This window comes from Streptomyces sp. NBC_00582, from assembly GCF_036345155.1.
GTDB lineage: Bacteria > Actinomycetota > Actinomycetes > Streptomycetales > Streptomycetaceae > Streptomyces.
The window spans coordinates 2,969,623-2,986,784 of sequence record NZ_CP107772.1 but is presented as its reverse complement, the minus strand read 5'-3'; the positions used below and the strand labels follow the sequence as shown (position 1 = coordinate 2,986,784).

Sequence of the window (17,162 nt, the reverse complement as noted above, 5' to 3'; positions counted from 1 at the left end):
GAAAAAGAGTGTTCATCATGTGCGGCCTGTGGATCAAGTCCGTCAGGTGTTCCCTGCATATATCTGTCGGGTCATCAACTTCCTTTCAACGTATTGACGTTGACGGAAGCGCAGGTCTACAACTCTCCCTGGCCCAGCCCGGATCCACGGCTCGGCCCGGATCCGTGGCGCCGGATCCGCAGCGCGGTGACCGCCGCGCTCCCGGACCTTCCGTTCCACGTGGGCGGATCCATCCGAGTCCGCTCCCTCACACGGCACCGGTACGGCCGCTTCCCCCCGCGGGCCGTCCTCGGTCGCCCTTCCCGCCCGGCCCGGCCGGAGTCACGTTCCAGTGCCTCCGGCCGGTCACCGGCCGGCTGCCGTTGCCGGTCCGTCACGTACGGAGAAGGCGTCACGGGCCGGCAACGGCGGACGCCGCGTCGCGTCCCCCCACGTTGCGAACGGCACCACAGAGCCACAACTCCCCCTGAAGTTCCCCCAGTTCAGAGAAGAGGCACCCGCCAATGCGCATCCGCTCCCTCCTCGCCGTCGCCGGTACCGCCGTCGTCCTCACCCTCCCGGCCGTCACCCCGGCCTCCGCGGCCGGCGCGGTCCTGACCACCGCCAACGGCGATGTCGCGGTCGGCGACGTCCTCAACGCGTCCCTGGCCAGCGGCACCGCCGCCACGCTGTACAACAGCGCGACCGGCACCAGCGGCATCTCCTGTGCCACGTCCACGTTCACCGCCACCGTCACCGACAACCCGGCCGCCCCGGGCGCCGCCACCGAGTCGCTCACCGGGCAGACGTTCGGCAACTGCACCTCGAACGTCCTCGGTGTCACCGGCGTCACCAGCATCACCGTGAACAACCTGCCGTACACCACCACCGTCACCTCGGGCGGCGTCGTCACGGTGACCCCGCCGAGCGGCTCCACCGTCCAGACCACGGTCGTCCTGCGCACCCTGCTGGGCACCGTCTCCTGCGTCTACCAGGCGTCCGGTCTGAGCGGCACGGCGAGCAACGCCGACAACAGCATCGCCTTCAGCAACCAGGCGTTCACCCGGACCTCCGGCTCGACGCTGTGCCCCTCCGCCGGCTACTTCACCGCCAAGTACGCCCCGGTGACCGACGGAACCGACGCGGTCACCGTCAACTGACCCTCGTCAGCGAGGGCTTCAGCGCCCGCGCAGACGAAGCGCCAGGGCGACGCCACCGGTGAGCACCAGCACGGCGGTGGCGCCGCCCGCCAGCAGCGGCGCGGACGGACCCGAACCGGCCCCGGTGGCGGACGCCACCGGGGTGCTCCCGGGTGTGTCCGCGCCCGTCCGCGTGGCCGGAACCGACGGGCTCACGGCCGTGGTGGAGGCGGTGGCCGACGGCTTGGACGCGGCCGACGCCGACGCCTTCTCCGGCTGCTCCTCCTCCTTCTCCTGCTCTGTCTTCTTCCCATCCGTGCCCGAGGTGCCGGCGGCCGCCGGGAACACCACGTCGGAGCACGAGTAGTACGTGTCGGGCGTGCTGCTGTTCTGCCAGATCGTGTACAGCACCTGACGCCCCGTCCGGTCGGCGGGCAGCTTCACGCTGAACCGGTACGCCCTGTCGGTCAGCGTCGGGTCCTTGACCTCGGCGAACGGGCGCTCCGGCAGATCGGCCCAGGTGAGCGGTTTCGTGGGGTCGTACCCCTGTTTCGTGAGGTAGAGCCGGAACGTCCCGGTGTGCGGGATCGTCGAGGCGTACGTCATCCGCAGCGTGCCGCCCGGGGTCAGCCGGGTCGTCGGCCAGTCGGCGCGTGCCAGGTCGAGCCCCTTGTAGGCGGGCAGTCCGCCGCTGCACAGCTCGCCGTCCGGGATCGTCTGCCGGTCCCGGCCGTTCACGTTCGCCACGCGCACGTTGTCCCAGGCGGCGAAGGACGTCCCGTTGGCGGCGATCGCCGCCCTGCAGGCCGCGGTGCCGGACCGCGTGCCCTCCGGGGAGCAGCCGTAGACCCGGCTGGACGGCTCGGTGGGCGCCCCATGGGCCAGCGCCGGGCCCGCGGTCCACAGGTTCAGCAGCAGGGGGCTCACGGCGGCCGCCGTCAGGGCGGCGATGCGGTGTGCGGTCATCCGGGGCATCGGGGACGTCTCCTCGGCCGGCGCGGGAACGGTCTGTTCAGTCCAGTACGGGAACCGGCCCCGGTGTGTTCAGGTGCGGTTCGCGCCTTTCGAGGGTGGGTTTCCGGCCGGATCGAGGGTTTCCCCCGTATCCGGATGACCATTCCTTTGCCTATCGTTCCTGCACAGCTGAACCACAGGTAACCCCTGACGAACCAGCTTCCCGCGCCCGGCCGGCCCTCGCGTTCCACCCCCCGCCGCTTCGATGCCGAAGCGATCGACCGTTGCTCCGCGCTGCCTGCCCGGAGCCGGCCATGAAAGGCACGCCCTTGCGCACCTCACCCGCTCTCCGGCGGAAGCTGATATCCGCCGCCGCCCTCTCCGCGGCTCTCCTCACCGCCGCCTCCACCGCCTCCGCGGTCGCCGCCCAGGACTCCTCCGCCACGGCCGCCCCCGCGTCCGCCGTGCCCGCCGCCCAGACCGAGGCCGCCCCCGGCACCCCCGCCGAGCGCCTCATCGTCGGCTACAAGTCCGGTGCCACCGAGGCCACTTCGAACGCGGCCGCCGAGGCCGACGCCGCCGCCAAGGGCGAGCAGACCGGCGAGGACGTCGACTTCCAGCGCCGCCTCGGCACCGGCGCGGCCCTCGTCGACCTGGGCGAGGACGTCACCGGGGCGGACGTCGCCGACGTCGTCGCCCGCTACCAGGCCGACCCGCAGGTCGCCTATGTCGTCCCGGACCGCCTCAACACGCCCCAGGCCGACCCGAACGACACCGAGTACGCCAAGCAGTGGGACCTCTACGAGACCACCGCCGGCATGAACGTCCCCGGCGCCTGGGCCACGTCGACCGGCAGCGGGGTCACCGTCGCCGTCATCGACACCGGTTACGTCGCCCACAGCGACCTCGCCGCGAACATCGTCGGCGGCTACGACTTCATCGCCGACACCGCGGTCTCCGTGGACGGCGACGGCCGCGACAGCAACCCGGCCGACCCGGGCGACTGGTACAACGCGAACGAGTGCGGCTCGGGCGTCCCCGCCTCCACCTCGTCCTGGCACGGCACCCATGTGGCCGGCACCATCGCCGCCGTCACGAACAACAACAAGGGTGTCGCGGGCATCGCCTACGGCGCGAAGATCTCCCCGGTCCGCGTCCTCGGCAAGTGCGGCGGCTACGACTCCGACATCATCGACGCGATCACCTGGGCGTCCGGCGGCACGGTCTCCGGCGTGCCCGCCAACACCAACGTCGCCAAGGTCATCAACATGAGCCTGGGCGGCGACGGCGCCTGCACCTCGGCCACCCAGAGCGCGATCACCGCGGCCGTGAACCGCGGCACCACCGTCGTCGTGGCGGCCGGCAACGACAACGACAACGTCGCGAACCACTCGCCCGGCAACTGCAACAACGTCATCTCGGTCGCCGCCACCAACCGCGCCGGCGCCAAGGCGTCCTACTCCAACTACGGCTCACTGGTGGACATCTCCGCCCCCGGCGGCCAGACCAGCACCGGCACCGCCAACGGCATCCTGTCCACGCTGAACTCCGGCAGCAAGACGCCGTCGACCGAGTCGTACGCCTACTACCAGGGCACCAGCATGGCCACCCCGCACATCGCGGGCCTGGTCGCGCTGCTGAAGTCCGCGAACTCCTCGCTGACCCCGGCCCAGATCGAGACCGCCATCAAGAACAACGCCCGTGCGCTGCCCGGCGCCTGCTCCGGTGGCTGCGGCGCGGGTCTGGCCGACGCGGCGAAGACCGTGGCGGCGGTGAGCGGTTCCGGCGGCGGCTCGACCGGCGGCACCACCTTCTCCAGCAGCACCGCGGTCGCCATCCCGGACAACGGTGCGGCGATCACGTCCTCCCTCGCCGTCAGCGGCCTCACCGGCAACGCGCCCTCGACCCTGAAGGTCGCCGTCGACATCACCCACACCTACCGCGGTGACCTGGTCGTCGACCTCGTGGCTCCGGACGGCTCGACGTACCGCCTGAAGTCCTCCAGCTCCTCGGACTCCGCGGCCAACGTCAACACCACCTACACGGTGGACGCCTCCAGCGAGGCCGCGAACGGCACCTGGAAGCTGAAGGTCCAGGACGTGGCGGCCCAGGACACGGGCACGCTCAACGGCTGGAAGCTGACCTTCTGAGCGAGGCCGCGGGTCCACCCCGCGTGACCTGAGAAGAACGGGCGGGCCGGCCGGTGTGGATGGACACCGGCCGGCCCGCCGCACTGCTGTGCGCGCCCCGTCAGGACGCCGCCCGCTCGTCCAGGGAGGCCAGCACCCGCTCCCCCCGGTCGGCCCGGGTGTCGAGACGGGGCAGCAGACCCGGCACCGCGATGCTCGGCAGCATGTGCGCCCACATCACCGACAGGCGGTCCGCGAGATCCGCGCGGCCGGTCAGCGCCCGTGCCATCAGCTGGATGCCGGTGAAGCAGCCCACCAGCAGCTCCACGGTCTCCCGTGGCCGCACCGTTGGTAGCAACTCGCCCCGCTCCCGCGCCAGTTCGAGCAGATCGGTCAACCGCTCGGCCCACTGCCTGAACGGCTCGCCGTGATCGATCCCGGACGGCGTCTCCTGGTCCACCGCCAGCCGCACACTGCCCCGCAGCAACGCGTTGCTCAGCAGCCGTTGCCCGACCACGAAGGTCATGTCGACGATCTCCTGCAGCTTGCAGGACTGCGGTGGCACCGCGCCGTACGGCACCTGCTCGTTCAGGACGGCCTGGGCGAGCGATTCCTTCGACGGGAAGTGGAAGTACAGGGCGCCCTTGGTGACTTCGGCGCGCTCCAGGACCATGGCGATGGTGGTGGACATGTAGCCGTGCTCGTCGAAGACCGCGCCGGCCGCCTCCACGATCGCTCTGCGCGTCCGGATGGCGCGCTCCTGTTTCGCCATAAGAGCCCCTTCACGGCACCGAGTTGGCCGGAACCCGCGACCGCCCGCGGTCCGCACCGATCATAGGATGCCGTCGACTGATCTCATTGAAAACAAACCGGTCGCCTCGTACTCTAACGCTTACCGGAGCGGACGGTTCGCCGTCTGCCATGGCCTTCGGGGGACCGTAGGGAGAGACATGACTCGACCGCGGCAGCTTGCCGACGCTCCGTCCTTGACTACCACTGTGCCTCGTCAACTCGTGCACCGCGCGGCTCTGTCGGAGACTCTTCTGACCGGCTGGCGGCGCACCGGGGACGACCGTTTCTCGCTGTCCGCCCAGTGGCCACGGGCGCATGGGTTACACGTGTCGTCCGACTGGTCCGCATATGACCCCCTGCTCGTCGTCGAGACGGTCCGGCAGGCCGGCACCCTGATCACCCACGCCGAGTACGACGTACCCCTGGATCACCAGTTCGTCATGCGGGAGTTCCATGTCACCACCCGCCAGGGGGCGTTGGCGGTGGACCCGCTGCCGGCCGAGCCGGAAGTGGAGCTGGTCTTCACCGAGGTCCAGTACCGAGGCCGGCGTCCCGCCGGCGCCCGGTACACCGCACAGGTGCGGCGCGAGGGCAAACCGGTGGCCACGGCCGACGTCGCCTTCACCGTCGTCGGCGGGCCCGTCTACCGCAGGCTCCGCGGTGGACGCACCCCCGAGTCGGTGAACGTGACCCCGCTGCCGGACGGTCTCGCTCCGGCCGCCGTGGACCGTGCGCTGCCCACCGACGTGGTCCTCGCCCCGGCCGACGGAACCGACCGCTGGCAGCTGAGAGTAGATACCGCACACCCCGTTTTCTTCGACCATCCCCTCGATCATATTCCTGGCATGCTGCTCCTGGAGGCGGCCCGCCAGGCCGCCCGGCTGCTCAGAACCGACGAGCAGACGCCCGTGGCGTACCACGCGCTCTTCCATCGATACGCCGAACTGGACGAACCCGTCTGGATCGAGGCGAAGGGGGGCCATGGCACCGATGTGCAAGTCCTCGGAACGCAAGGGGAGTCGACGGTATTCGAGTGCCTGGTGGGTACCGCCGCACGGTGAGCTATTGTGTACTGGGGGTAAGAAACAAACGGCATGACCCGTTCTTTACCGGCCCAGGAGAGTCCAGTCGATGGCGAGGCAGTTACGCGCCGAACAGACCCGCGCGACGATCATCACGGCCGCTGCCGATCTGTTCGACCGGCGCGGCTACGAATCGACGAGCCTCAGTGAGATCGTCGAGCACGCCCACGTCACCAAGGGGGCGCTCTACTTCCACTTCGCGGCCAAGGAGGATCTGGCCCACGCCATCATGGAGTTGCAGTCCCAGGCCTCACGCCGGGTCGCGGTCGAGATCGACGACCGGGGCTATCCGGCACTCGAAGCGCTGATGCGCCTCACGTTCGGCCTCGCGCGGCTTTCGGTCGAGGGCCCGATCGCCCGCGCGGGGCTCCGGCTCGCCACCGGGGGAGTGCCGGTGAAGCCGCCCCTGCGGCATCCGTTCACCGAGTGGCTGGAGCTGATGACCCGTCGGCTCGGCGGCGCGATGAAGGAGTCCGACATCCATCCGGACGTCGACATCGACGCCGTCGCCCACTCCCTGGTCTGCTTCTTCGTCGGCACCCGGGTGGTGGGCCGCTCCCGCGAACCGGCGGCCCGCCTGCCGCGCCGTATGGCCGAGATGTGGTACGTCCTCATCCGCGGCCTCGTCCCGGTCCCGCGCCGCCCCCGCTACCTCAGCCTGGCGGCGCGCCTGGAGCGGGAGATCATGGCGGGCTGACCGGTGCCGGCTGATCGGGGCGGGCCGACCGAGGCGGCGGCGGCCACCGGGGCGGCACGGCGTCCGGCCGGGGCGGCGGCGGCCACCGGGGCGGCACGGCGTCCGGCCGGGGCGGCGGGACGACAGGCGGGCGCGACGGGCCCCGCGCTACGGTGAGCCGTATGCCCGACACCCCCCTCCCGCCCCCCGTCATCCTCGGTGACGAGCCCGGCTCCTTCCCGTACGGCGTCCTGGCCGAGCGGCATCCGGCGATCATCCGGCAGGTGCGGGACGCCTTCCCCTACGACCCCGCCGTGCACACCGCTCTGGACGCCCTGCTGGAGAGCTGTCTGAAGGGCGTCGTCGAACCGCTCCCCGCCGACGCGCACGACGGCGACCGCTGGCGGGACTGGGGCATCGACGCGTACATCGGCCGGTCCTGGTTCGAGGTGCCCTGGCTGTGGTCGGAGAGCTACTTCTACCGCCGACTCCTCGAAGCCGTCGGCTACTTCGGCGACGGCGTGTGGCGCGGCCTCGACCCCTTCCGCCCCTTCAAGCTCGCCGAGCTCGACGCGCCCGAGACCGGCGAGGAACTGGCCGCCCTCGACACCCTCCGGGACCGCCCGGCCGGCGAACGCGCCCGCGCCCTGCTGCACGGCTCCCTCTGGGGCAACCGCGCCGACCTCGGCTTCCGCCTGTCCGACGCCGACGCCGAGACCCGGGACGCCGCCCCCGGACTGGTCGCCGACGACAGCGAGGCCCTGTGGGCGCTGCTCCCGGCCGGCGGGTCCACGCCCGGCACCGTCTGTCTGATCGCCGACAACGCGGGCCGCGAACTGATCCCCGATCTCCTCCTCGCCGCCCACCTCCTCGACCACGGCCGGGCCGGCCGGATCGTCCTGCACGTCAAGCCGTACCCGTACTACGTCTCCGACGCCACGCCCGCCGACGTCGTCGACGCGCTGCGCAGGCTCACCTCCGCGCCGGGGGAGGCCGCCACGTACGGCCGCCGGCTGTGGGCGGCGATGGCGGACGGCACCCTCGCGGTCCGCGCCCACCCCTTCGCCGCCGCCCCGCTGCCCTACGCCGAGATGCCGCCCGACCTGCGCGCGGAGTACGCGTCGGCCACCCTCACGCTCGTCAAGGGCGACCTCAACTACCGCCGCCTCGTGGGGGACCGCCGCTGGGCCCCCACCACGCCCTTCGCCGACACCGTCACCCGCTTCCCCGGCCCCGTCGCCGCCCTGCGCACCCTCAAGTCCGAGGTGATCACCGGCCTCACCGAGGAGACCGAGTCCGCCCTCGTCGCGGCGGAGGACCAACGCTGGCGCACGGGCGGCACCCATGCGCTGATCCAGGTACGGGGATGAGGGCAGGGCCGCACCCCGGCCCCGAATCGCAAGCCCGGACGCCCCGTTCACGCGATGGTGTGATCATGTCCCGCCCCGCGGATGGCCGTCGGAGCCCCCGGGTAGGGCCCGGCCATGAAGCAGCCGTTCGAACTCCCGCACTTCTACATGCCGCACCCCGCGCGACTGAACCCGCACGTCGAGGAGGCACGCGCCCACTCGACGCGCTGGGCGCGCGACATGGGCATGTTGGAGGGGTCCGGGATCTGGGAGCAGGCCGACCTGGAGGCGCACGACTACGGCCTGCTCTGCGCCTACACCCACCCCGACTGCGACGGCCCCGCGCTGTCGCTGATCACGGACTGGTACGTGTGGGTGTTCTTCTTCGACGACCACTTCCTCGACATGTTCAAGCGCACCCCGGACCGCGCCGCGGGCAAGGCCCATCTCGACCGGCTCCCGCTGTTCATGCCGCTGGACCCGGCGGCGTCCGTGCCCGAGCCGCGCAACCCGGTGGAGGCGGGCCTGAAGGACCTGTGGGCGCGCACCGTGCCCGCCATGTCGCAGGACTGGCGGCGCCGCTTCGCCGTGGCCACGGAACACCTCCTCAACGAGTCGATGTGGGAGCTGTCCAACATCGACGAGGGCCGGATCGCCAACCCCGTCGAGTACATCGAGATGCGCCGCAAGGTGGGCGGCGCCCCCTGGTCGGCGGGGCTGGTGGAGTACGCCGCCGCCGAGGTCCCCGCGTCCGTGGCGGGCTCCAGGCCGCTGCGTGTGCTGATGGAGACCTTCTCCGACGCCGTGCACCTGCGCAACGACCTGTTCTCCTACCAGCGCGAGGTCGAGGACGAGGGCGAGAACAGCAACGGCGTGCTCGTCCTCGAGACCTTCTTCGGCTGCACCACCCAGGAGGCCGCCGACACCGTCAACGACATCCTCACCTCACGCCTCCACCAGTTCGAGCACACCGCGTTCACCGAAGTGCCCGCCCTCGCCCTGGAGAAGGGGCTGCGTCCCGACGAGGTCGCCGCCGTCGCCGCGTACACCAAGGGGCTCCAGGACTGGCAGTCCGGCGGCCACGAGTGGCATCTGCGCTCCAGCCGCTACATGAACCGGGGCGCCACCTCCGTGGCTCCCTGGCAGCGGCTGACCGGCCCCGGCACCGCCGCCGCCGACGTCGTGGCGCTCCTGGCCTCCGCCGCCTCGGAAAGGCTGCGGGCGTACGCGCACGTGCCGTACCAGAAGGTCGGACCGTCGCTGCTGCCCGACTTCCACATGCCCTACCAGGTCGAACTCAGTCCCCATCTGGCGGCGGCCCGCCCCCGGCTGACGGCGTGGATGCACGGCACGGGCATGCTGGCGGAGGGCGTCTGGGACGAGGACCTGCTGCACGCCTGCGACCTGCCGCTCTGCTCGGCCGGCCTCGACCCGGACGCGACCCCCGAGGCCCTCGACCTCAGCGCCCAGTGGCTCGCCTGGGGCACCTACGCCGACGACTACTACCCCCTGGTCTTCGGCCGCCGCGGCGATCTGGCCGCCGCCCGCCTCTCCACCTCCCGCCTGTCGGCGTGCATGCCCCTCGACGACGAACCGGTGCCCGTCGTCCCCGTCAACGGCATGGAGCGCGGCCTGATCGACCTGTGGGCCCGCACCACCGCCGGTATGACCCCCGACGAGCGGAGCCCCCTGCGCGACGCGGTCGACAAGATGACCGAGAGCTGGGTGTGGGAGCTGTCCAACCACCTCCAGAACCGCGTCCCCGACCCGGTCGACTATCTCGAGATGCGCCGGGCCACCTTCGGCTCCGACCTCACCCTGAGCATGTGCCGAGCGGGCCAGGGTCCCGCGATCCCGCCCGAGATCTACCGCACCGGCCCCGTCCAGGCACTGGAGAACGCCGCCATCGACTACGGCTGCCTCACCAACGACGTCTTCTCGTACCAGAAGGAGATCGAGTACGAGGGCGAGATGCACAACGCGATCCTCGTCGTGCAGAACTTCTTCGGCTGCGACTACCCGACCGCGCTCGGCATCGTCCACGACCTGATGACCCAGCGGATGCGGCAGTTCGAGCACATCGTCGCGCACGAACTGCCCCTGCTGTACGACGACTTCCAGCTGCCGGCCGAGGCCCGCGCGGCGCTGGGGAACTATGTCGCCGACCTGCGGAACTGGATGGCGGGCATCCTGCACTGGCATCGCGAGGTCGACCGCTACCGGCCCGCCCACCTCGCCCGCCGCACCCACGGCTTCCTGCCGGACCGCGCCCCCCTGTCGCCCGCTCCCCATCTGACGGGTCACACGGGCTGACGCTCCCTCGGCGCGGCGTGCTCGACCGCGGCTCGTGCCAGCGCCCGGACGATCGGGTGCGGGCGCGAGCCGTCGCCGTACAGCTCCGGCTGGAAGAGGGACGCCAGGAAGAAGGGATGGTCCGGGAGTTCGGCGATCCGGACGTGGCCGTCCTCGTCGTGTCCGGAGAAGCGCAGCCCGTGGGCGCGCAGGGTGTCGAGGTGACGCGAGGGGCCGTAGGCGCAGAAGTAGCGTTCGACCGTGCGCTCCGAGCCGATCACGGACTGGGCGAGCGAGCCCGGCTCGACCGTGACGACGCCCTCGTGGCCGACGAGTGAGCAGGCCAGCGGCGCGATCAGGAAGTCCTCGGCGTCGGGGTCGTTCTCGGCGTGCGCCACGTGCGGGAGCCCGCACACGCCGCGGGCGTACTCCAGGAGCGCGTGCTGGAAGCCCCCGCAGGTACCGAGGAAGGGGATGCCCTCCTCGCGCGCGGTGCGGATCGCGGACAGGACGCCCGCCTCACTGCGGTAGGGACTGCCCGGCAGCACCCACACGGCGTCGAAGCCGCGCACGGCGTCCTCGGCCTCCGCGTCCTGCGACGGGATCCAGTAGGCGTCCAGGACCAGCCGGTCCCGGGCGGCGAGGGCGTCCAGCAGAAGCGGGACGCGGGTGTGCGAGACGACATGGGGGGAGCGGTCGCCGACCAGGGCGACCTTGGCGATCCGAAGGGTGTCCGTCATGCCGTTCATCCTGGGCGCGGCCCGAGGTTCACGTCCAACGATGATTCCTGGACCTTCCATAAGCGGTACTGATGAGACCCTGGCCGGTATGGACCCGCACCTCCTGCGCACCTACGTCACCGTCGCCCGCCTCGCCTCCTTCTCCGAGGCCGCCCGCGAGCTCGGCTACACCCAGTCCGCCGTCTCCCAGCACATCGCGGCCCTCGAACAGGACCTCGGCGCGGCGCTGCTGAGCCGTCGCCCCGTCACCCCCACGGCGGCGGGCGAGCGGCTTCTGGAGCACGCGGGCCCGCTGCTGCTGCGCCTGGAGGCGGCCCGCGCCGACGTCGTACGGATCGCCGCCGCCCCCGCCCACGGGCTGACCCTCGCCACCTCCCCGACCGCCCTCGGTCCCGCCGCCCTCGCCGCGCTCCCGCCCGCCGGGGTGACCCTGCGCGTCCTCGCCCGCGACGAGGTCCCGGCCGCCGTCGCCGCCGGCACCGCCGACCTCGGCCTCGTGGACGGCCTGGCCGCGCCCAGCGACCCGCTCCGGCTGCCCGACGTGGCACCGCTGACCACGTACGGCGTGGCGGAGGAACCCGTGTGCGTGCTGCTGCCCACCGCCCACCCGCTGGCCCGCCGCACCGGCCTGCGCCTCGGTGACCTCGCCGACGCCCGCTGGCTGGACGCCCCCGCCACGGCCCTCCCGCTGACCCGTCTGCGCGCCGCGAACGGCGGCGGGGGCTTCCGGCCCGCCCTGCGCTACGACGGCACCGACGTCCGCCTGCTGACCACCCTGGCCGCCACGGGCCACGGCCTCGCCCTGCTGCCCCGCTCGGCGGCCGCCGGCGTCCCCGGCGCGGTCGCCGTCCCGGTCACCGAGCCCCACCTCGTCCACCGCACGGAACTCGTCCACGCGGGCACCCCGACGGGCGCGGCGGGGGCGCTGGTGGACGCGCTGGTGGAGTCGCCGCACGCGCGCGTGGTGTGAGCTCACACCACCCGGAAGTGGCTGGTGAGCCGGCGCTCGTCGTCCAGGACGTGGAAGGCGAGCCCGACGGGGGCGTCCCGGTCGGCCACCTGTCCGCCCTCCCAGGGCAGTCGCAGGGTCCAGGTCACGCCCGGACCGACGACCAGCGGACGGCCGGCGAACGAGGTGGCGGCGGGCGTGTGGGCGTGGCCCGTGACGAGGCCCGCGATCTCCGGCCGGCGCTCCAGCAGAGCGGCCAGCCGCCCGGGGTCGGCCAGCCGGTACCCGTCGGGCAGGGGGTGGTGCAGGGCGACCGGCGGATGATGGAGGGCGAGCAGGGCCGGCATCTCCCCGCCGAGCTCGTCGAGGGTCTCCTCGATCCACGCGTACGTCTCGTCGCCCAGCGCCCCGCCGTCCTCGCCGGGGATGCTCGAGTCGCACATCAGCACCGCCCCGCCGTCGAACACCTGGACGCTGTTGACCGGCCCGTCCGCGGCCGGGTGCCCGAGCAGCGCCTTGCGGTACGGCGCCCGGCGGTCGTGGTTGCCGGGGCAGGTGAGCACCGGGAACCGCCACGGCCCGTCGCTCAGGCCCAGGAGGCGGGCGGCCTCCTCGTACTCGTCCTCCGTGCCGTGGTCCGCGATGTCGCCGGTGACCAGCAGCGCGTCGATGGGCCCCGGCAGGCTCAGGAGCCGGTCGCGCACGCGCTCGGCGCGCGCGGTGGCCCGTGCGCTCCCGTCCAGATGCAGATCGCTGATGTGTGCGAGTACGAGCACGGCGGACCGGCCCCCTTGGCTGTCGGCTAATGGATCGAGCACATGTAAGCATTAGCGCTAACGGATAATCAACAGGCAACCGTTAGGCTGAACCTCGCGCCACCGGCCAGGGTGCGGGACTGTTCCGTCCCGGGCCGGGACGCGTCGCGCGAACCGGCTCGCGCGGCGCCCGCCGTCCGGGCAGGATGCTGCCCGGAGTCATCGTCACCACCGTCCTTGTCACCACCGTCCTCGTCATCACGTCATCGTCACCACGTCATCGTCACCACCGAGGGAGACCCGGATGACCGGCACCGTGACCGCGCCCTTCACCGCCGACGACTACCGGGCCCGTATGGAACGGGCCGCGCGCGAGGCCGCCGACGCCGGGCTCGCCGGGCTGCTCGTGGCACCGGGGCCCGACCTCGTCTGGCTCACCGGCTACGCGCCCCCCGCGGCCACCGAACGACTCACCCTGCTCGCCCTCGCCCCCGGTCACGACCCCGTCCTCGTCGTCCCCACCCTCGAGGCCCCGGACGCGGCGAAGGCGGCCGGCGCCCCCGCGCTCACCCTGCGGGACTGGACCGACGGCAAGGACCCCTACGCCGTCACCGCGGACCTCCTCGATCCGCGCGGCCGGTTCGGCGTCAGCGACAACACCTGGGCGATGCATCTGCTGGGCCTGCAACGGGCGCTGCCCGGCACCTCCTACGCCGCCCTCACCGAGGTCCTGCCGATGCTGCGGGCCGTCAAGGACGCGGCGGAGCTGGAGCTGATGGCCGCCGCGGGAGCCGCCGCCGACCGGACGTTCGAGGAGATCCGCACGGTGCCCTTCGCCGGGCGCCGCGAGTCCGAGGTCGGCGCCGACCTCGCCGACCTGCTGCGCCGGTTCGGGCACTCCCAGGTCGACTTCACCATCGTCGCCTCCGGGCCCAACGGCGCCAACCCGCACCACGAGGTCGGCGACCGCGTCATCGCACAGGGCGACATGGTCGTCCTCGACTTCGGCGGCCTCAAGGACGGCTACGGCTCCGACACCTCCCGCACCGTCCACGTCGGCGAACCCACCGACGAGGAACGCCGGGTCCACGACCTCGTCCGCGAGGCCCAGGAGGCAGGCTTCCGCGCCGTACGCCCCGGGGTCGCCTGCCAGGAGGTCGACCGGGCCGCCCGCGCGGTCATCGCCGACGCCGGGTACGGCACGTACTTCATCCACCGCACCGGCCACGGCATCGGCGTCACCACGCACGAGCCGCCGTACATGATCGAGGGCGAGGAACAGCCCCTCGTGCCCGGCATGTGCTTCTCCGTGGAGCCCGGCGTGTACCTGCCCGGCCGGTTCGGGGTACGCATCGAGGACATCGTCACCGTCACCGAGGACGGCGGCCGCCGCCTCAACGACACCACCCGCGAGCTGGTCCTCGTGGACTGACCCGCCCGGAACCCGCCCCCAGGAGTCCGGCACCCACCCGAACGGCAACGGCGCGATCATGACCCAGGCACCGACACCCACCGCGGACACCGTCCGCCGACTGGTCCGCGCGCTCCTCAAGGACGGCGACCGCGGCGGACCGGGACCCGAGGTGCGGCCCGTCGCCGAGGAGGGCGGGCACTCCACCTGGTGGGTCGGCTCCCGCCATGTGCTGCGGCTCGCCCCCGACCGCGACGCCACCGTCCGCCAGCGCCGCGAACTGCGGCTGCGCGACCTCGTCCGCGCGCACGTACCGGTCGCCGTGCCGACCAGCGTCGCGCACGGCGAGTGGTCGCCCGGGCTCACCTACACCCTGGACGCCACGGTGCCCGGCGGCACCGCCGAGGAGCACGACGTGTCCGCCGTCGGCGAGGCCGACCTCGCGGGCCTCCTCGGCGGGCTGCGCGAGGTGCCGCCCCGGCAGGCCGAGACGCTCGGTGTGCCGCGCACCGCCCCGCGTTCCCTGGAGGCGCTGCGCCGGATGGCCGTGGCCGCCGCCGACACCCTCGCCCGGGCCGACGAGTTCGACCCCGCGCGCCTGCACCAGCTCACCCCGGCCGGCGCGGCCCAGCTCGCGGCCCAGCCCGCCACCGCCGTGCTCGTCCACCACCGGCTGCGCGGCGAGCACCTCGTGGTCAGCGCCGACGGCCGGGTGCGCGGCGTCCTCGACTGGACGGACGCGGTGATCGGCGACCCCGCCGAGGACATCGCCGGACTCGCCCTCGCCGTCGGCTCCGGCGCCGCCGTCCGTGCCGCGACCCTCGCCGGCTACGGCCCCCGCCCCTGTCTGCGCGGCCTCTGGCTCGCCCGCTGCGACACCGTCAGCCGCCTCGCCGACCGCCTGACCGGCCACGGCACGGCCCCCCTCCCCCTTCTGCACACCCAACTCCGCCACGCCTGGGAGGCGATCCTGCTGGAGCGGGTGACGGAATTCCGGGAGGACGACGAGTAGGGGCGCCCCGAAAGGGGCGCGGGGAACTGCGCGACCAGCCACGACGACCGCGCACCCGGCACCCGGACAGCACCCACCACCCCGGACCTCGCACGCCCTCACTCCTGCGACAGCACCACGCACGACTCCCCGGGCACCTCCAGCACCCCGTCCGCCCCCGGGACGGAAACCGGCTCCCACGCGGCCAGCACCCGCGCCGGCCGCGGCCCCATCGGGATCGCCGCCGGGCCCGGGCCCAGGTTCACCGCCACCCGCACGTCCCCACGCCGGAAGGCGAGCCAGCCGGCCCCGGCGTCCTGGGCGACCCTGATGTCCGCGAGGTCGGGATCGGTGAGGTCCGGCTGGGCGTGCCGCAGGGCGATCAGCTCGCGGTACCAGGCCAGCACGCGCGCGTGGGGCTCGCGCTGCGGCTCGGACCAGTCCAGACAGGAGCGGTCCCGGGTCGCCGGGTCCTGCGGGTCCGGTACGTCCTCCTCGGCCCACCCGTGCGCCGCGAACTCCCGCCGCCTGCCCCGCCGTACGGCCTCGGCGAGTTCGGGATCGGTGTGGTCGGTGAAGTACTGCCACGGCGTGCCCGCCGCCCACTCCTCGCCCATGAACAGCATCGGCGTGAACGGAGCGGTCAGCGTCAGCGCCGCCGCGCAGGCCAGCAGCCCGGGCGAGAGGACCGCCGCGAGCCGGTCGCCCTGGGCGCGGTTGCCGATCTGGTCGTGGGTCTGCGTGTAGCCCAGCAGCCGGTGCGCGGGGACCCGGGCGCGGTCGAGCGGGCGCCCGTGGCGCCGGCCCCGGAAGCCGGAGTACCCGCCGTCGTGGAAGTAGCCACCGGTCAGGGTCCTGCTGAGCGCGGCGAACGGATCACGCGCGAAGTCGGCGTAGTAGCCCTGCGACTCACCGGTGAGCGCGGTGTGCAGCGCGTGGTGGAAGTCGTCGTTCCACTGGGCGTGCAGCCCGAGCCCGCCCTCGCGGCGGGGCGTGATCAGCCGCGGGTCGTTGAGGTCGGACTCGGCGATCAGGAACAGCGGCCGGCCCGTGTCGGCGGCGAGCGCGTCCACCGCCGTCGACAGCTCCTCCAGGAAGTGGCACGCGCGCGTGTCGGCGAGGGCGTGCACCGCGTCCAGCCGCAGCCCGTCGAGCCGGTAGTCCCGCAGCCAGGCCAGCGCACTGCCCACCAGATACGCCCGCACCTCGTCCGAGCCCGGCGCGTCCAGGTTGACGGCCGCGCCCCAGGGCGTGTGATGCCGCTCGGTGAAGTACGGACCGAACTCGGGCAGATAATTGCCCGACGGGCCCAGGTGGTTGTGCACCACGTCCAGGACGACACCCAGCCCGAGCCCGTGCGCCCGGTCGACGAACCGCTTCAGCGCCTCGGGACCGCCGTACGGCTCGTGCACCGCCCACGGCGAGACCCCGTCGTACCCCCAGCCGTGCCGGCCCGGGAACGGGCACAGCGGCATCAACTCGACGTGGGTGACGCCCAGTCGCGCGAGATGGTCCAGACGTCCGGCGGCCGCGTCCAGGGTGCCCTCGGCGGTGAACGTGCCCACGTGCAGCTCGTAGAGGACCGCGCCCGGCAGCGGCCGCCCGGGCCACGGGACACGCCAGTCGTAGCGGTCCTGGTCCACGACGGCGCTGAGCCCGTCGGGCCCGTCGGGCTGACGGCGCGAGCGCGGGTCGGGGCGGACCGGACCGTCGTCCACCGCGAAGCCGTACCGGGTGCCGTCGACGGCCTCGGCCTCGCCCGTCCACCAGCCGGACCGCTCCGGATCGGGCCGGAGCGCGCGCGTGACGCCGTCGCACTCCAGCGTCACCCGGCCGGCCTGTGGTGCCCACACCTCGAACTGCACGGACGGTTCCCCTTACGTCTGCTCACCGTGATGTAGCCGGGTCCATCGTGCTCCAAACG

14 protein-coding genes are annotated in these 17,162 nt (G+C 72.9%); 9 read left to right on the top strand and 5 right to left on the bottom strand.

Annotated elements, in window-relative coordinates; genetic code table 11:
- Positions 1–503: 503 nt before the first annotated feature.
- A complete protein-coding gene (locus OG852_RS12895; protein ID WP_133914580.1) occupies positions 504–1,139 on the top strand; it encodes a Tat pathway signal sequence domain protein in 636 nt (211 codons plus the stop codon).
- Positions 1,140–1,157: 18 nt separating this feature from the next.
- On the opposite strand, the gene OG852_RS12890 is transcribed toward OG852_RS12895, so the two are convergent.
- The gene (locus tag OG852_RS12890; protein WP_133914579.1) at positions 1,158–2,093 is read right to left on the bottom strand and encodes a lytic polysaccharide monooxygenase auxiliary activity family 9 protein; all 936 of its coding nucleotides are present in this window, start codon (positions 2,091–2,093) and stop codon (positions 1,158–1,160) included.
- 293 nt (positions 2,094–2,386) lie between these two features.
- On the opposite strand from OG852_RS12890, the gene OG852_RS12885 reads away from it, so the two are divergent.
- Positions 2,387–4,222 (top strand): S8 family peptidase, encoded by a 1,836-nt coding sequence (locus OG852_RS12885; RefSeq protein ID WP_133914578.1) that lies wholly within the window; start codon positions 2,387–2,389, stop codon positions 4,220–4,222.
- A gap of 100 nt (positions 4,223–4,322) precedes the next feature.
- On the opposite strand, the gene OG852_RS12880 is transcribed toward OG852_RS12885, so the two are convergent.
- On the bottom strand, positions 4,323–4,973 hold the full coding sequence (locus OG852_RS12880) for a ScbR family autoregulator-binding transcription factor (RefSeq protein WP_133914577.1): 651 nt from the start codon (positions 4,971–4,973) through the stop codon (positions 4,323–4,325).
- Between the two features lie 178 nt (positions 4,974–5,151).
- Here OG852_RS12880 and OG852_RS12875 point away from each other — a divergent pair, with 178 nt between their 5' ends.
- From OG852_RS12875 to cyc2, 4 genes are all read left to right on the top strand, one after another.
- Positions 5,152–6,054: a ScbA/BarX family gamma-butyrolactone biosynthesis protein gene (locus tag OG852_RS12875; RefSeq protein WP_330347992.1), complete on the top strand. Its 903-nt coding sequence runs from the start codon at positions 5,152–5,154 to the stop codon at positions 6,052–6,054.
- Between the two features lie 70 nt (positions 6,055–6,124).
- Entirely contained in the window at positions 6,125–6,772 is a 648-nt protein-coding gene (locus OG852_RS12870) for a ScbR family autoregulator-binding transcription factor (protein ID WP_133914575.1), read from the top strand.
- A gap of 161 nt (positions 6,773–6,933) precedes the next feature.
- Positions 6,934–8,121: a damage-control phosphatase ARMT1 family protein gene (locus OG852_RS12865; protein ID WP_133914574.1), complete on the top strand. Its 1,188-nt coding sequence runs from the start codon at positions 6,934–6,936 to the stop codon at positions 8,119–8,121.
- Between the two features lie 114 nt (positions 8,122–8,235).
- The gene (gene cyc2 / locus OG852_RS12860; RefSeq protein WP_330347991.1) at positions 8,236–10,413 is read left to right on the top strand and encodes a germacradienol/geosmin synthase Cyc2; all 2,178 of its coding nucleotides are present in this window, start codon (positions 8,236–8,238) and stop codon (positions 10,411–10,413) included.
- Here cyc2 and OG852_RS12855 read toward each other — a convergent pair.
- A complete protein-coding gene (locus tag OG852_RS12855) occupies positions 10,401–11,132 on the bottom strand; it encodes a CTP synthase C-terminal region-related (seleno)protein (RefSeq protein ID WP_133914572.1) in 732 nt (243 codons plus the stop codon). The two genes, cyc2 and OG852_RS12855, sit on opposite strands and share 13 nt — an antisense overlap.
- A gap of 88 nt (positions 11,133–11,220) precedes the next feature.
- Between OG852_RS12855 and OG852_RS12850 the strand changes: the two genes are divergently transcribed.
- A complete protein-coding gene (locus OG852_RS12850; protein ID WP_330347990.1) occupies positions 11,221–12,102 on the top strand; it encodes a LysR family transcriptional regulator in 882 nt (293 codons plus the stop codon).
- 2 nt (positions 12,103–12,104) lie between these two features.
- Here the strand turns inward: OG852_RS12850 and OG852_RS12845 are convergent, their stop codons facing one another.
- Positions 12,105–12,857, bottom strand: coding sequence for a phosphodiesterase (locus OG852_RS12845; RefSeq protein WP_330347989.1), 753 nt, complete (start codon positions 12,855–12,857; stop codon positions 12,105–12,107).
- Positions 12,858–13,140: 283 nt separating this feature from the next.
- Here OG852_RS12845 and OG852_RS12840 point away from each other — a divergent pair, with 283 nt between their 5' ends.
- Complete coding sequence (locus tag OG852_RS12840; protein WP_133914569.1) at positions 13,141–14,268, top strand: M24 family metallopeptidase; 1,128 nt, start codon at positions 13,141–13,143, stop codon at positions 14,266–14,268.
- A 58-nt stretch (positions 14,269–14,326) separates the two neighbouring features.
- Positions 14,327–15,259, top strand: a complete 933-nt coding sequence (locus OG852_RS12835; protein WP_133914568.1) for an aminoglycoside phosphotransferase family protein — start codon at positions 14,327–14,329, stop codon at positions 15,257–15,259.
- 98 nt (positions 15,260–15,357) lie between these two features.
- Here OG852_RS12835 and treZ read toward each other — a convergent pair whose 3' ends face one another.
- The gene (gene treZ, locus OG852_RS12830) at positions 15,358–17,103 is read right to left on the bottom strand and encodes a malto-oligosyltrehalose trehalohydrolase (RefSeq protein WP_330347988.1); all 1,746 of its coding nucleotides are present in this window, start codon (positions 17,101–17,103) and stop codon (positions 15,358–15,360) included.
- Positions 17,104–17,162: the final 59 nt, after the last annotated feature.

Coding starts and splice junctions, on each gene's coding strand:
- OG852_RS12880 (WP_133914577.1), bottom strand. CDS start 4,973: ATGGCGAAACAGGAGCGCGCCATCCGGACGCGCAGAGCGATCGTGGAG.
- OG852_RS12850 (WP_330347990.1), top strand. CDS start 11,221: ATGGACCCGCACCTCCTGCGCACCTACGTCACCGTCGCCCGCCTCGCC.
- cyc2 (WP_330347991.1), top strand. CDS start 8,236: ATGAAGCAGCCGTTCGAACTCCCGCACTTCTACATGCCGCACCCCGCG.
- OG852_RS12895 (WP_133914580.1), top strand. CDS start 504: ATGCGCATCCGCTCCCTCCTCGCCGTCGCCGGTACCGCCGTCGTCCTC.
- OG852_RS12875 (WP_330347992.1), top strand. CDS start 5,152: ATGACTCGACCGCGGCAGCTTGCCGACGCTCCGTCCTTGACTACCACT.
- OG852_RS12840 (WP_133914569.1), top strand. CDS start 13,141: ATGACCGGCACCGTGACCGCGCCCTTCACCGCCGACGACTACCGGGCC.
- OG852_RS12865 (WP_133914574.1), top strand. CDS start 6,934: ATGCCCGACACCCCCCTCCCGCCCCCCGTCATCCTCGGTGACGAGCCC.
- OG852_RS12870 (WP_133914575.1), top strand. CDS start 6,125: ATGGCGAGGCAGTTACGCGCCGAACAGACCCGCGCGACGATCATCACG.
- OG852_RS12835 (WP_133914568.1), top strand. CDS start 14,327: ATGACCCAGGCACCGACACCCACCGCGGACACCGTCCGCCGACTGGTC.
- OG852_RS12855 (WP_133914572.1), bottom strand. CDS start 11,132: ATGACGGACACCCTTCGGATCGCCAAGGTCGCCCTGGTCGGCGACCGC.
- OG852_RS12890 (WP_133914579.1), bottom strand. CDS start 2,093: ATGCCCCGGATGACCGCACACCGCATCGCCGCCCTGACGGCGGCCGCC.
- OG852_RS12885 (WP_133914578.1), top strand. CDS start 2,387: ATGAAAGGCACGCCCTTGCGCACCTCACCCGCTCTCCGGCGGAAGCTG.